Origin of the sequence: Streptomyces sp. NPDC059850 (assembly GCF_042731515.1) — a bacterium.
Lineage (GTDB): Bacteria > Actinomycetota > Actinomycetes > Streptomycetales > Streptomycetaceae > Streptomyces.
Genome location: NZ_JBHWJI010000015.1, coordinates 157,573 through 170,960, shown reverse-complemented (window position 1 = coordinate 170,960; position 13,388 = coordinate 157,573). Strand labels below are relative to the sequence as shown.

Below are 13,388 nucleotides of genomic sequence, written 5' to 3'. Positions count from 1 at the left end.
TCACGCTTTCAGCGACCGTGAATGCCGTTCGCCAGCCGCGCTGGTGCAACAGCTCTCCCACCTCGGTTTCAGTAGCCACGGGCAGGAGGCTCTCACACCGAATCCGTCCGGCGGACCGGATCATCGCCCCACGTCGGGCCACCGCTCGCCCTGCAACCTCGCAAGAGGTTCCGGAGGGACACGTATCGAGGACGGACTCGCGTTGGCCCGGGGCCGCAGAACTTGCCCGCCGTGCTCAGGAGGTCCTGCTCTAGCATGCGAATCCACCCCGCCGACGAAGGGACCGCCGTGGCCGAACAGAGAACCGGTGACAAGCCCCGAGCGCTCAAGCCCGCCACCGAATCGATGACGCTCCTGGTGGCCGGTGTGATCGTCCACGACAAGGAGAAGGGCCGAGTCGTCCTTCTCCAGCGCGGCCCCGACGCCAAGTTCGGGCAGGGCATGTGGGACCTCCCGGTCGGCAAGAGCGACCCCGGCGAGCCCATCACGGATACCGCCGTCCGGGAGCTGCGCGAGGAAACCGGGCTGGTTGTGGACCCGGCGTCTCTGCGCGTCGCACACGTCATTCACGGCGCGTGGGGGGTCGAAGCGCCAGGGGGATTCCTCACCGTCGTCTTCGCCACCCATGAATGGGCCGGTGAGCCGGTCAACGCGGAGCCCGGAAAGCATGCGCAGGTGCGTTGGGTGGACACCGACGCGCTTCCGGACGCGTTCGTATCGACAACCGGCAGTGCCCTCGCGCAGTACCTCAGCGGTGGCGCGCAGGTGTCCCTCCACGGCTGGGGCTGAACGCCTTCAGTTGGTGGGGGCCGTCTCGTGGAGGAAGCGGGTCAGCAGGTCGGTGACCGTGTTGGGGCGTTCCAGGCTGGGGAGGTGGCCTGCCCAGGGGAGTTCCAGGTGGCGGGCGGCGGGGATATGGGCCGCCAGGTGGGCGGCGATCTCGCGGAAGTCGGGGAGGTCGTGGGCGCCGGATACGGCCAGGCAGGGTGCCGCGATCCGCGAGAGGTCGAACTTCCCCTCGGTGGGGTCGAATTCGGCCGTCAGCTGCGCTTCGAAGGCGTGCCGCTGCATCCGGCGGACCTGTTCCCTGGTCTCCCCACCGGCCTCCGGCCCCAGCCACGTCGCCACGTTCAGCTCGACGGCTGCCGCGAGGTCCCCGGCGTCGAACAGCGCGTCCTCCCGTTCGGCGAAGGACCGCAGCGCGGGGCCGGGTACGTGTCCGGGGAGGGCGGAGCAGAGCAGCGCCAGGGCCGTGACGGCGTCCGGGCGGGTGGCCGCCACTTCCAGGGCGACCTGGCCGCCGTACGAGGAGCCGACCAGCGCGGCCCGCTCGATGCCCAGGTGGTCCAGGAGGTCCAGGACATCCGCGGCATCGCCGTACGGGCGGTCGGCCACCGGGGAGTCGCCGAACCCCCGGAAGTCGCACCGGACCACCCGGTATCCGGCGGCGGCCAGCACCGGCCACTGCGGGTCCCACATGCGCCGGTCGCACACCGAGGAGTGCAGCAGCACCAGGGCCGGGCCGGGCCCCGATTCGTCGTGTGAGCCCGACACGTCGTGAGAGAGAGTCATCCGGCGGACGGTAGCGGACATCACGCCCCGAGGGCACACCTCACCCGGCCGCCTGATGCGCCAGGATGCGCAGCGCGTCCGCGGAAGCCGGGTCGTCCGGGGTGTAGATCTCCAGCCGGTGGTCGGGGCTGTCGGGCTGCAGCCAGACCTGGTACGACACGTCCAGGGCGCCGACCGTGGAGTGGCGCAGCCGCATGGGGCCCGTGGTGCAGTCGGCGACATCGCCGGTGGCCCACATCGTCGCGAAGTCGTCGCTGTGCATCGTGATCTCCCCGATCAGCTCGGCCAGGCGCGCGTCCGTGGGGTAGCGGCCCGCGGTGAGGCGCAGGTAGGCGACGTGGATGCGGGCGAGGTCGGGCCAGTTGCGGTACAGGTCGCGGGTGAGCGGGTCGAGGAAGAACATCCGGGGGATCGACGGACGCCGGGCCGGGTCCCGGGGCGCGTCGAAGGCGAGGTGCTCGGCTACGAGGGCGTTCCCGGTGCGGTTCCAGGCGAGGACGTCGCCGCGCCTGCCGAGGACGATCGCCGGGGTGGCCTCGCCGAGGGATTCCAGGAGGGCGAGGACGCGCGGATGGGGCTGCTCCGGCGGCGGTTCGCGGAGGCCGGACTTTCCGGGCTGCCGGGCGAGGTTGTGCAGGTGGAGGGTCTCGACCCGGTCGAGCCGCAGCACCCGGGCGAGGGCGCCGAGCACCTGCTCGGAGGCGGTGTCGGCCTGGCCCTGTTCCAGGCGGGTGTAGTAGCCCGCGCTCATCCCGGCGAGCTGGGCCAGCTCCTCACGCCGCAGACCGGGTACGCGGCGGGAGCTGCCGTAGGTGCGCAGGCCGATCTCGGCCGGGGTGATCCGGTCACGGCGGCGCTTGAGGAACGTACCCAGGTTTTCCACCCGGCCGAGCCTAGGCCCTTCATCCCGGCCGGTGGGTGTACCTGCTGGGGATACCCACGGCACGGGGATGGTTGCCGGGCCACGTCCGAAGGACCGTCGGCACCATGACTCAACAGTGCGCGCACCGCTCCCCCGGCCTGCGATCGTGGCTCGGGCTCGGGGCGATCCTCGGACCGGTGCTGCTCGTCTCCATGGACGGATCGATCCTGTTCCTGGCGATGCCCCGGATCAGCCAGGCCCTCACCCCGACCGCCGATCAGGCGCTCTGGATCCTGGACGTGTACGGCTTCGCCGTCGGCTCCCTGCTGATCGCCTTCGGCAACCTCGGCGACCGCTACGGCAGGCTGAGGCTGCTGCTGATCGGCGCGGCCGTGTTCGGCGCGGGGTCCGCCGGGGCGGCGTTCGCGCCGGGCCCGGAGCTTCTCATCGCGTGCCGGGCGCTCATGGGCGTGGCCGGGGCGACGTTGCTGCCCTCGGCGCTGGCCGTGCTGAGCGAGCTGTTCCCCGACCCGCGGCTCCGGGCGCGGGCCATCGGCGTCTTCGCCGCCGCGTTCGCCGCGGGGTTCGCGGTGGGTCCGATCGTCGGCGGCGCCCTGCTGGAGCGGTTCTGGTGGGGGTCGGTGTTCCTGGTCAACCTCCCGGTCATCGCCGTGTTCCTCGCGGTCGCACCGGTCCTGCTGTGCGAGGTGCGCGAGAGGCACCAGGGCCGTATCGACGCGCTCAGTCTGGTGGCCTCTGCCGGAGGTCTGCTGCTCACGGTCTACGGCCTCAAGCGGGTGGCCGCACAAGGGGTGTCCGTCCCGCCGGTCGTGGCGATGGCTCTCGGGGCCGCGTCGCTGGTGTGGTTCGCCCGTCGGCAGCGGCATCTCGACCACCCTCTGATCGACTTCTCGCTCTTCCGCGACCGCGTCTTCACGATCGCGATCATCACCGGTCTGCTGCCGCTGGCGGCGTGGTCGGTGACGGCGTATCTGACCGGTGTCTACCTCCAGTCGGTCCTGGGTCTGACCGTGGTGCACGCGGCGCTCCTGGCGCTCCCCGGCGCGGTCGTCCTTACCCTCACGTGCGTCGTCACACCGATGGCCGTCGGCCGCTTCGGCAAGCGGGCCGCGCTCATCGTCTGCCACTTCTCCATCGCCGCCGGTGTGGTGCTGTTGCTCCCGACCACGGTCACCGGCGGGGTCGGCTGGTACGTCGCCTCGACGGCGCTCGCGGGCGTCGGCTACGGCATCTCCTTCAGCGTCGTCGCCGACACCGCGGTCGCGGCGGTCCCCGCGGAACGGGCGGGGGCGGCGGGCGCGATCGCCGAGACCAGCAACGAGATCGGCAACGCCCTCGGGATCGCGCTCCTCGGCTCGCTCGCCACGCTGGTCTTCCGGCTCCAGGGGCCGGATCTCGCCCCCGCGCTGGACGAAACCCTCCAGCTGCCCGGTCTCGCACCCGCCGCCGCCCACGACGCGAAGGCGGCGTTCGTGGCCGGGCTGCACACCGTCGCCGTGGTGGCCGGGCTGCTGCATGCCGGGCTCGGGGCCGTCGCCCTGCGGTGGCTACGCGCACAGGGCGGCCGGTGACACCCCGGGAGGCACGGCGTGGGGCGGCCCAGGATGCCGCGGTCCTGGTCGGTTACGCGCGGAACAGTAACGCTGGCAGGATTGCGCGGACCACAACAGAAAGAGAGTGATGGGCATGATCGTGCTCCTCCTGGCCGCCGTCCTCGCGCTCGTCGTCGGAGGGTGTGTCTGCGTGGTGTGGGCGGCGCGGGGCGGGCCGCGCTGGGTGCGTGGGGTGTCCAGGGTGACCCTGGCGTTGGGCGAGGTGACGCGCGCGGCGTCGAAGTCCAGCAACCGGAGTTCGGGCAACAGCTCGGGGGACAGCTCGGACGGCTGACCCCCGCGCGGCACCCTCGGTCACTCCGCCGACGCGGCCCGCAGCATGCGGAGTTGGCCGATCTCGCTGGCGTTCTTCATGAGTTCGGCGTTCACCCATCCGGCCATATGGGCCACGGTGTACTGCGGATCGTCCTGCCACGGGAACGAGGCGGTGGCGTCCAGCTCGGCGTCCGAGAGCCCGTCCAGCACCGCCAGCCATTCGTCGCGCAGACCGCGCAGCCACACGATGGTCGCCGCCCCGGCCCCCGGCCATACGATCTCGCTCCGCTCCCGGGGCGCCCGCCCGCGCGCGTGGTCGATGGTCACGCTCCACCACCAGCCGATGTGCCAGCTCACCCAGCCGACCGTGGGCACCGGGACGGGGTCGGGTTCGGCGTCGGCCCAGTCCGGTACCCAGGCGCCGTCGGCAGTCTGGTGCATCGTCCAGCAGAGCGGCGCGGGCTCCCAGAGGAAGTCCCCGGGCTCGATCCGCTCCAGGTGGTATTCGAAAAGCGACCAGGTCAGGTCGAACTGCCAGCGCAGCAGGTCACATCGGGAGGCGCGGGAAGCCCGGGAAGCACTCATCCGCCGACCCTGACACGCCATCACGCACCCCGGGAAATGGTTATTCACTCCTTGACGACCTCCGATGTTTGGGCCTAACTTCCTGACGCTACGTCAGGTCTGGACCTTTACCGGAAACACGGAGGGGACATGCGCAGACGAACGCTGCTCGGCGGCGCGGCCGCGACCGGACTGGGGCTGACGGGCCTCGGCCTGTCGGCGACCCCCGCACACGCCTCGCCCATCGGGTCGGGGTGGACGGAGATCAACCCCGGGTACACCGTCCACCAGCCACCGGGCGCGACACGCCACACGTACGACAGCTCCACCGGGGAGCACCACTTCTGGGTCTACGACTCCGACCCGAGCACCTTCCCCGGCCAGGACTCGGGGCCCCGCAGCGAGCTGCGGATCAAGAACGACTACACCTCCGGGCAGGCCCAGTTCGAGTGCGACATGACGGTGAAGTCGTCCGCCCACCGGGTCTGCGTCATGCAGGTCTTCGGCGCGGCCACGCAGTCGACCGCGTTCATGGCGCTCGCCATGAACAACAACAGCCTCACCTACTACGACAAGACGGACCAGGTCATCTACCGGCCGATCTACGACACCACGCTGCGGCTGAACGTCGTGCACGACACCGCCGCGCGCTCGGTGCACATCTTCGTCAACCGGGAGTTCCAGGCCACCTTCAAGGACCACGGCGCGGGGACGCACTACTTCAAGTGCGGTCTGTACGGCCGGGCGGGGATGTCCGCGCGCTCCGACTGCTATCTGCGGAACATCCACGTTTACCGCAAGTAACCCCAGGTGGGGCGAGTAGGAACGCGACCCCGGGAGGCCGGTTTGAAAGCAGGGCAAACCGGTACCCGGGGGCCATGCGATGGGGATACACGATGATGACCGAGCAAGCCGGACCACGTCAGCTCGTGGCGGACGTGGTCCGGGCCGAGCAGGTCGGTTTCGACTTCTCGGTGACCTCCGACCACTACTTCCCGTGGCTCGATTCCCAGGGGCACTCCCCCTACGCCTGGAGTGTGCTCGGGGCGGCCGCGCAGGCCACGTCGCGGATCCCGCTGACCACGTTCGTGACCTGCCCGAGTGTCCGCTACCACCCGGCGGTGGTGGCGCAGAAGGCCGCCACGCTGCAACTGCTGTCCGAGGGGCGGTTCCGGCTGGGGCTGGGGTCCGGTGAGAACCTGAACGAACACGTGGTGGGCAGCGGCTGGCCGTCCGCCGCCATCCGGCACGAGATGCTGGAGGAGGCCGTGGAGATCATCCGCGCGCTGTTCAAGGGCGGCTACGTCAACCACCGCGGCACCCATTTCGACGTCGAGTCCGCCAAGTTGTGGGATCTGCCCGACGAGGCGCCGCCCATCGGGCTGGCCGCCTCCGGCGAGGCGTCGTGCAGGCTGGCCGGGCAGCTGGCGGACATGCTGATCGCCACCGAGCCGAAGCCCGAGCTGGTCGACGCCTTCGAGCGGCACGGTGGCGGCGGGAAGCCGCGCATCGGTCAGCTGCCGATCGCGTACGACCCCGACCGGGACGCGGCGATCCCCCGGGCCCATGACCAGTTCCGCTGGTTCGGCGGCGGCTGGAAGGTCAACTCCGAGCTGCCGGGTCCGGCCTCCTTCGAGGGCGCCACGCAGTACGTACGGCCCGAGGACGTGGCGGCGTCCATTCCGTGCGGCGATGACATCGGGGAGTTCACGGAGAAGATCCGCGCGTTCGCCGACGCGGGCTTCACGGACGTGGCCCTGGTCCAGATCGGCGGGGACCACCAGGCGCCCTTCTTCGACTGGGCCGAGAAGCAACTGCTGCCCGCGCTGCGGGAGCTGTAAGCCGACGGGGAATACATCGGGCACCATCGGCTGGGTCGCGGGATTCCGCGGCCCAGCCGCTTATGTGTGCGTGTCCGGGATATGGAATCCGGCCGGGACTTCTTGACCGGCCGGACTTTCCCCTGCTTGTATCGATGCCATGAAGCAACAGGACCTCACGCGGCGACGCCACGTCGACCTTGCGCGTGTCTCCAGCGCGTCCTGTTGCTGTCGGGCCTGAGCGAACGCCACGGATCAACGGATCCCCTCGCGTCTTCCGCGTCGCCCCCCTTCTCTCTCCCCTCTCTCCTCCCCCTCACATGACGGCCTGACGGTCTGATCCGACCGTCGCGCGTCGGCCGTATTCCGCGTGCGCCTGAATTCCCCGCCAGGCGCTGATTCGCCATGCCCGTATGCACATTCCGGGAGTTCCCCATGCCCGCAGATTCGCCTACCGAATTCCCCAACGACCCCCTGCGTTTCGCCTATTGGGTGCCCAACGTCAGCGGCGGCCTGGTCACCAGCACCATCGAGCAGCGCACCGACTGGGGCTACGAGTACAACCGCGAGCTGGCCGTCCTCGCCGAGAACAACGGCTTCGACTACGCCCTCAGCCAGGTGCGGTACATGGCCAGCTACGGCGCCGAGTACCAGCACGAGTCGACCAGCTTCAGCCTCGCGCTGCTGCTCGCCACCCAGCGGCTGAAGGTCATCGCCGCCGTCCACCCCGGGCTGTGGCACCCCGGCGTCCTGGCCAAGCTCGGCGCCACCGCCGATCAGCTGTCCGGCGGGCGGTTCGCGGTGAACGTGGTCAGCGGCTGGTTCAAGGGCGAGTTCACCGCCCTCGGCGAGCCGTGGCTGGAGCACGACGAGCGCTACCGCCGCGCCGAGGAGTTCATCAGCGCGCTGCGCACGATCTGGACCGAGGACCACGCCGAGCTGGCCGGGGACTTCTACCGGATCCGTGACTTCTCGCTCAAGCCCAAGCCCCTGAACAGCGCGGAGCGGCCCCATCCGGAGATCTTCCAGGGCGGCAACTCCACCGCCGCCCGCGCCATGGCGGGCCGGGTCTCCGACTGGTACTTCAGCAACGGCAAGGACTTCGACGGCGTCACCGAGCAGCTGCGGGACGTCCGCGCCTCCGCCGCCGCCGTGGGCCGCCGAGCCCCCCGCTTCGGCCTCAACGCGTTCCTCATCGCCCGCGACACCGAGGCCGAGGCCCGCGACACGCTGCGCGAGATCGTCGCCAAGGCCAACGAGGACGCCGTGCACGGCTTCCGCGACGCGGTCCAGCAGGCGGGGCAGTCCACCGCCGACGGCAAAGGCATGTGGCAGGACTCCTCGTTCGAGGACCTGGTGCAGTACAACGACGGCTTCCGTACGGGGCTGATCGGCACCCCCGAGCAGATCGCCGAGCGCATCGTCGCCTACAAGCGGCTCGGCGTCGATCTGTTCCTCCTCGGCTTCCTCCACTACCACGAGGAGGTCGAGTACTTCGGCAAGCGCGTGCTGCCGCTGGTGCGCGAGCTGGAGGCCCAGCTGCCGGACACCGCGCCCGCGCCCGCCCTGACCTGATCCCCGTACGCACGCCCGGAAGGGAACGCCCATGAGCACCGCCACCCGCACCGACTGGACGACCCGCACCCGCCCCACCGACCCGGCCGGATGGATCGGGCGCGCCGCCGAGGTGGCCGGGGTCCTGGCCACCGACGCTGCCGCCCGCGACCAGGCGGGTGCCACCCCGTACGCCGAGGTCCAGCTGCTGAAGGACGCGGGCCTGGTCACCCTCCTGGGCCCCGCCGCGCACGGGGGCGGCGGCCAGGACTGGACGACCGCGTACCGCGTGGTCCGGGAGATCTCCAAGGCCGACGGCTCCATCGGCCAGCTGCTCGGCTACCACTACCTGTGGAACTGGGCCGCCCGGCTGGTCGGCACCCGCGAGCAGTGGGAGCAGATCGAGGCCGACGCGGCCCGCGACCAGTGGTTCTTCGGCGGCGCCGTCAACCCGCGCGACCACGACGTGGTCGTCCGGGACGAGGGCGACACCATCACCTTCACCGGCCACAAGTCCTTCTCCACCGGCAGCAAGGTCTCCGACGTCACCGTCCTGGAAGGTGTCTTCGAGGACACCGACCGCCACGTGTTCGCCATCGTCCCGTCGAAAAGCGAGGGGCTGACCTTCCACGACGACTGGGACAACATCGGCCAGCGGCTCACCGAGAGCGGCAGCGTCACGCTCGACGGCGTACGGGTCCCCTGGGCGGCCGCCGCCGGATACGTGGACAAGGAGTTCCATCCCCGCGTCTACAACACCCTCAACGTGCCGACGATCCAGCTGGTCTTCGTCAGCTTCTACCTGGGCATCGCGGCCGGTGCGCTGGAGACCGCCGCCGTCTACACCCGCACCAAGGCCCGGTCCTGGCTGCACGGCGGGTTCGACACGGCGGTCGACGAGCCGCATGTCATCGACACCTACGGCGATCTCACCGCCAAGCTCTGGGCGGCCGAGGCTCTCGCGGACACCGTGGCCGCCGAAGGGCAGCGGCTGCACGAGGACCCGGACACGGTCACCGAGCAGGACCGCGGCGAGTTCGAGGTCAGGGTCGCCGCAGTGAAGGCGCGGGCCACCGATGTCGCGCTGGAGATCACCAGCCGCATCTTCGAGGTCACCGGGGCCCGCTCGACCGCCTCCGCCGAGGGCCTGGACCGCTTCTGGCGCAACGTCCGCACCCACACCCTGCACGACCCGGTGGCCTACAAGCGCCGCGAGGTGGGCCGCCATGTGCTGACCGCCGAACTCCCGGAGCCCACCTGGTACTCCTGACCGCCCGCCACACCCCTCGCCACACCGCCAGCGACACGGCCGCTCGCCACACCGCCGCTCGCCACTTCCTCGAAAGGGGCCTCCATGGCCACCATCCTGTCCATCTCCGGCTCCCCCTCCGCCACCTCCCGCACCGGCAGGCTGCTGCGCCACCTCGACGCCCGCCTCACCGACCACGGCCATGAGGTGGTCCCGCTCGACGTACGCACCATCCCCGCCACCGCACTGCTCGGCGCCGACTTCGCGCATCCGGACATCGTCCGCGCCAAGACGCTGGTCGAGCAGGCGGACGGGATCGTCGTCGGCACCCCCGTCTACAAGGCCGCCTACTCCGGGCTGCTGAAGTCCCTGCTGGACCTGCTGCCGCAGTACGCGCTGGCGGGCAAGACCGTGCTGCCGCTGGCCACCGGCGGCACCACGGCACACGTGCTGGCCATCGACTACGCGCTGCGGCCGGTGCTGTCCTCGATGGGCGCCGCGCACATCGTGCAGGGCTGGTTCACGCTCGACAAGGACATCACCGCCACCGCGGACGGCGGGGTGATCGTGACCCCCGGCGCGGCCGAGGCGCTGGAGCAGGTCGTCGACCAGTTCTCGGTGGCGCTCGGGTACAAGCCCCTGCTCGCGGCGGCGAGCTGACCGCCGCCATGACGTCCCCGACCCATGAGGCGCACCGCATCGCCGACGAAGCGGAGGCGCTGGAGGTGGCCGCGAAGCTGGCCGAGGAGTTCCGTACGGGCGCGGCCGGGCGCGACGCGGAGCGCACCCTGCCGCGCGCCGAACTGGACCGGCTGTCCGCGTCCGGGCTGCTGGCCATCACCGTCCCGGCCGGGCACGGTGGCGCGGATGTCTCGGCGGTCACCCTCGCCGAGGTGTTCCGGCTGCTGGCCGCCGCCGACGCCAGCCTCGCCCAGATCCCGCAGAGCCACTTCGTGTACGTCAATGTGCTGCGCCACCAGGGCACCTCGGAGCAGCAGGAGTTCTTCTTCGGCGAGGTGCTGGCGGGGCGGCGGTTCGGCAACGCCCAGTCGGAGGCGGGGACGAAGCACATCCAGGACATCCGCACCCGCCTGGAGCCCCGCGCCGACGGCTCGTACCTGCTGACGGGCGTCAAGCACTACTCCACCGGCGCCCTGTTCGCCGACTGGATCCCGGTGCTGGCGCGCGGCGACAACGGGGAGCTGTACGTGGCGTACGTGCCACGGGAGGCGCCCGGCGTGAGCGTGGTGGACGACTGGGACGGCATGGGGCAGCGTACGACCGCCAGCGGCACCGTACGGCTGGAGGGCGTGGCCGTGCCCGCCGACCGTGTGGTGCCGCACCACCTCACCTTCCGGGGCCCCCAACTGCACGGCGCGGTCGCGCAGTTGCTGCACGCCGCCATCGACGTGGGGATCGCCTCGGGCGCGCTCGCGGAGGCGGTGGCGTTCGTCCGTACCAAGAGCCGTCCGTGGTTCGAGAGCGGCTTCGAGACGGCCGCCGAGGATCCGCTGCTCATCCAGCGCTTCGGTGAACTGGCCATCCAGGTGCGGGCGGCCGAGGCGCTGCTGTCCGCCGCCGCGCGGGCGGTGGACGCCGCCCGCGCGGATCTCACCGACGACACCGCGGCCGAGGCGTCGATCGCCGTGGCCACCGCGAAGGTGTCGGCGGCCACGGCGGCGGTGGAGGCGGGCAGCGCGCTCTTCGAGGTGTCCGGCACCCGCGCGGCGCTGGACTCCCTCAACCTCCACCGCCACTGGCGGGACGCCCGGACCCACACCCTGCACGACCCGCCGCGCTGGAAGGTCCAGCACATCGGCCGCTATGTGCTCAACGGCACCCAGCCGCCCCGGCACGGCCTCCTGTAACACCCCCTCAAGAAAACACCTGATCGGAGCCGCATCCATGTCCCTCACCTTCCACTGGTTCCTGCCCACCAACGGCGACAGCCGCCATGTCGTCGGCGGCGGCCATGGAACGCCCGTGACCGCGGCCGGTGGCGACCGTCCGCCGTCCGTCGGCTACCTCACCCAGATCGCCCGCGCCGCCGAGGACCTGGGCTTCGTCGGGGCGCTGACGCCGACCGGGGCCTGGTGCGAGGACGCGTGGCTGACGACCGCGATGGTCAGCCAGCACACCGAGCGGCTGAAGTTCCTGGTGGCGTTCCGGCCCGGGTTCGTCTCCCCCACGCTCGCCGCGCAGATGGCCTCGACGTACCAGCGGCAGACGGGTGGCCGACTGCTGCTGAACGTGGTCACCGGGGGCGAGAGCCATGAGCAGCGCGCCTACGGCGACTTCCTCGACAAGGAGGCGCGCTACCGGCGCACCGGTGAGTTCCTGGAGATCGTGCGCGGGCTGTGGGACGGCAAGACGGTGGATGTGGCGGGCGACCACCTCCAGGTGGCGGACGCCTCCCTGGCCCGGCTGCCCGACCCGGTGCCTGAGGTGTACTTCGGCGGCTCATCCCCCCTCGCCGGTGAGGTGGCGGCGCGCCATTCGGATGTGTACCTCACCTGGGGCGAGCCGCCCGCCCAGGTCGCGGAGAAGATCGCCTGGATCCGGGGGCTCGCGGCCAAGGAGGGCCGGAAGGTCCGTTTCGGCATCCGGCTGCACGTCATCACCCGGGACACCAGCGAGCAGGCGTGGGCGGAGGCGCGGCGGCTGCTGGACGGCTTCGACCCGGAGACGGTGAAGTCCGTACAGCAGGGGCTCGGGCGCAGCGAGTCCGAGGGCCAGCGGCGCATGCTGGCGCTGCACGGCGGTGGCCGGGACGGCCTGGAGATCCACCCCAACCTGTGGGCGGGCATCGGCCTGGTGCGCGGCGGCGCCGGTACGGCGCTGGTCGGCAGCCACGCGGAGGTGGCGGAGCGGATCGCCGAGTACCACCGGATCGGGATCGACGAGTTCGTGCTGTCCGGCTACCCGCACCTGGAGGAGGCGTACTGGTTCGGCGAGGGCGTGCTGCCGCGCCTGCGGCAGCAGGGCCTGTGGACCCACCCGGCCGGTCCCGCCACCGCCGCGCAGCCCGCCGCGCAGGTGCCGTTCGCGGCATCCGGAAGCCGCTGACTCCCCGGGAACGGGACGTGCTGGCCCTGCGGGGCTGACCGGCTGAGATCATGTGGGGATGGGCGATCAGCTGGCGATCAGTACCTTGACCTTGCGGCACATCATTCCGGTGGACTGGGCGGCGGACCCCTGGGCCGAGGTGCGGCCGCTGATCGACGGTGTGGACGTCCTGAGAGAGGTGCACCCGGAAGGGGTGGCGCACAGTTGCCGCCACTGGACGGGCCCGGCCGGGAGCTGGCCGCTGGCGGCCGCGGAAGAGCCCCGCCGGGTCATGGTCACCGAACCGGTCTGCACCGCCGGGTGCTGCGGCGCGCTGTACGTCACCCTGCGGCGCGAGGACGATCAGGTGATCTGGGACGGCTGGGAGAACACCAGCGACAGCGCCGCCCTGCCCCCGGACTTCCGCTTCGACGCCGCCCAGTACGAGACCGAGCTGGCGCGGGCCGCCGCGGACCGCGGCTGGGAGGAGCCGGTGGACACTGCCGCCCGGCTGCTCGGACAGGCCCTGGTGGAGAGCGGCTGGTTCGAGCGGTGGGGCTGTGTCCTCACCGATGTCTCGCCGCGACGCGCGGAGCCCGGCATGCCCGAGGAGCTGACCAGCCCCGAGGGGGTCGATGTGGAGTTTCAGCGGGTCCGGGGGCCGGGCGAGCGTACGGAGAGGTACGGGTACGAGTTGTTCGTCAGCCGCGACCGGCCCGTGGAGGAGCAGGTGCGACAGCTCGCCGCGCGCATTCTGGCCGACGATCCACGGAAGACCGCCGAGAAGCGCTGACGAAGAGCGGCCCTACCACTCGCGGGGCCGCTCTTCGCCC

Annotated in this window: 14 protein-coding genes; 11 read left to right on the top strand and 3 right to left on the bottom strand. The window is 71.3% G+C overall.

Going from position 1 to position 13,388, the window contains the following annotated elements; all coding sequences use genetic code 11:
* Window positions 1-255 precede the first annotated feature (255 nt).
* Window positions 256-789 (top strand): NUDIX domain-containing protein, encoded by a 534-nt coding sequence (locus ACFV9T_RS15180; protein ID WP_385440170.1) that lies wholly within the window; start codon window positions 256-258, stop codon window positions 787-789.
* Between the two features lie 6 nt (window positions 790-795).
* On the opposite strand, the gene ACFV9T_RS15175 is transcribed toward ACFV9T_RS15180, so the two are convergent.
* On the bottom strand, window positions 796-1,572 hold the full coding sequence (locus ACFV9T_RS15175; RefSeq protein ID WP_385440169.1) for an alpha/beta fold hydrolase: 777 nt from the start codon (window positions 1,570-1,572) through the stop codon (window positions 796-798).
* A 40-nt stretch (window positions 1,573-1,612) separates the two neighbouring features.
* A complete protein-coding gene (locus ACFV9T_RS15170; protein ID WP_385440167.1) occupies window positions 1,613-2,455 on the bottom strand; it encodes a helix-turn-helix transcriptional regulator in 843 nt (280 codons plus the stop codon).
* Window positions 2,456-2,559: 104 nt separating this feature from the next.
* On the opposite strand from ACFV9T_RS15170, the gene ACFV9T_RS15165 reads away from it, so the two are divergent.
* Together ACFV9T_RS15165 and ACFV9T_RS15160 are read left to right on the top strand one after the other, a co-directional pair.
* Window positions 2,560-4,026 carry an MFS transporter gene (locus ACFV9T_RS15165; protein WP_385440166.1) on the top strand — a complete coding sequence of 489 codons (1,467 nt, stop codon included), beginning with the start codon at window positions 2,560-2,562 and terminating at the stop codon, window positions 4,024-4,026.
* 115 nt (window positions 4,027-4,141) lie between these two features.
* Window positions 4,142-4,342, top strand: a complete 201-nt coding sequence (locus ACFV9T_RS15160; protein ID WP_385440165.1) for a hypothetical protein — start codon at window positions 4,142-4,144, stop codon at window positions 4,340-4,342.
* Between the two features lie 20 nt (window positions 4,343-4,362).
* Here the strand turns inward: ACFV9T_RS15160 and ACFV9T_RS15155 are convergent, their stop codons facing one another.
* Complete coding sequence (locus tag ACFV9T_RS15155; protein WP_385440163.1) at window positions 4,363-4,908, bottom strand: DinB family protein; 546 nt, start codon at window positions 4,906-4,908, stop codon at window positions 4,363-4,365.
* A 129-nt stretch (window positions 4,909-5,037) separates the two neighbouring features.
* Here ACFV9T_RS15155 and ACFV9T_RS15150 point away from each other — a divergent pair, with 129 nt between their 5' ends.
* The 8 genes from ACFV9T_RS15150 (at window position 5,038) to ACFV9T_RS15115 (ending at window position 13,348) form a co-directional block, all read left to right on the top strand.
* Complete coding sequence (locus ACFV9T_RS15150; RefSeq protein WP_385440161.1) at window positions 5,038-5,691, top strand: polysaccharide lyase family 7 protein; 654 nt, start codon at window positions 5,038-5,040, stop codon at window positions 5,689-5,691.
* Window positions 5,692-5,765: 74 nt separating this feature from the next.
* Window positions 5,766-6,728 (top strand): LLM class F420-dependent oxidoreductase, encoded by a 963-nt coding sequence (locus ACFV9T_RS15145; protein WP_385440159.1) that lies wholly within the window; start codon window positions 5,766-5,768, stop codon window positions 6,726-6,728.
* 414 nt (window positions 6,729-7,142) lie between these two features.
* On the top strand, window positions 7,143-8,282 hold the full coding sequence (gene sfnG, locus ACFV9T_RS15140) for a dimethylsulfone monooxygenase SfnG (protein ID WP_385440158.1): 1,140 nt from the start codon (window positions 7,143-7,145) through the stop codon (window positions 8,280-8,282).
* Window positions 8,283-8,313: 31 nt separating this feature from the next.
* On the top strand, window positions 8,314-9,531 hold the full coding sequence (locus tag ACFV9T_RS15135) for an acyl-CoA dehydrogenase family protein (RefSeq protein ID WP_385440156.1): 1,218 nt from the start codon (window positions 8,314-8,316) through the stop codon (window positions 9,529-9,531).
* 84 nt (window positions 9,532-9,615) lie between these two features.
* Window positions 9,616-10,170, top strand: a complete 555-nt coding sequence (gene ssuE, locus ACFV9T_RS15130; protein WP_385440154.1) for an NADPH-dependent FMN reductase — start codon at window positions 9,616-9,618, stop codon at window positions 10,168-10,170.
* An 8-nt stretch (window positions 10,171-10,178) separates the two neighbouring features.
* Entirely contained in the window at window positions 10,179-11,378 is a 1,200-nt protein-coding gene (locus tag ACFV9T_RS15125) for an SfnB family sulfur acquisition oxidoreductase (protein ID WP_385440152.1), read from the top strand.
* 37 nt (window positions 11,379-11,415) lie between these two features.
* The gene (locus ACFV9T_RS15120) at window positions 11,416-12,576 is read left to right on the top strand and encodes an LLM class flavin-dependent oxidoreductase (RefSeq protein ID WP_385440150.1); all 1,161 of its coding nucleotides are present in this window, start codon (window positions 11,416-11,418) and stop codon (window positions 12,574-12,576) included.
* Between the two features lie 58 nt (window positions 12,577-12,634).
* Entirely contained in the window at window positions 12,635-13,348 is a 714-nt protein-coding gene (locus tag ACFV9T_RS15115; protein ID WP_385440147.1) for a hypothetical protein, read from the top strand.
* The last annotated feature ends 40 nt before the right edge of the window (window positions 13,349-13,388 follow it).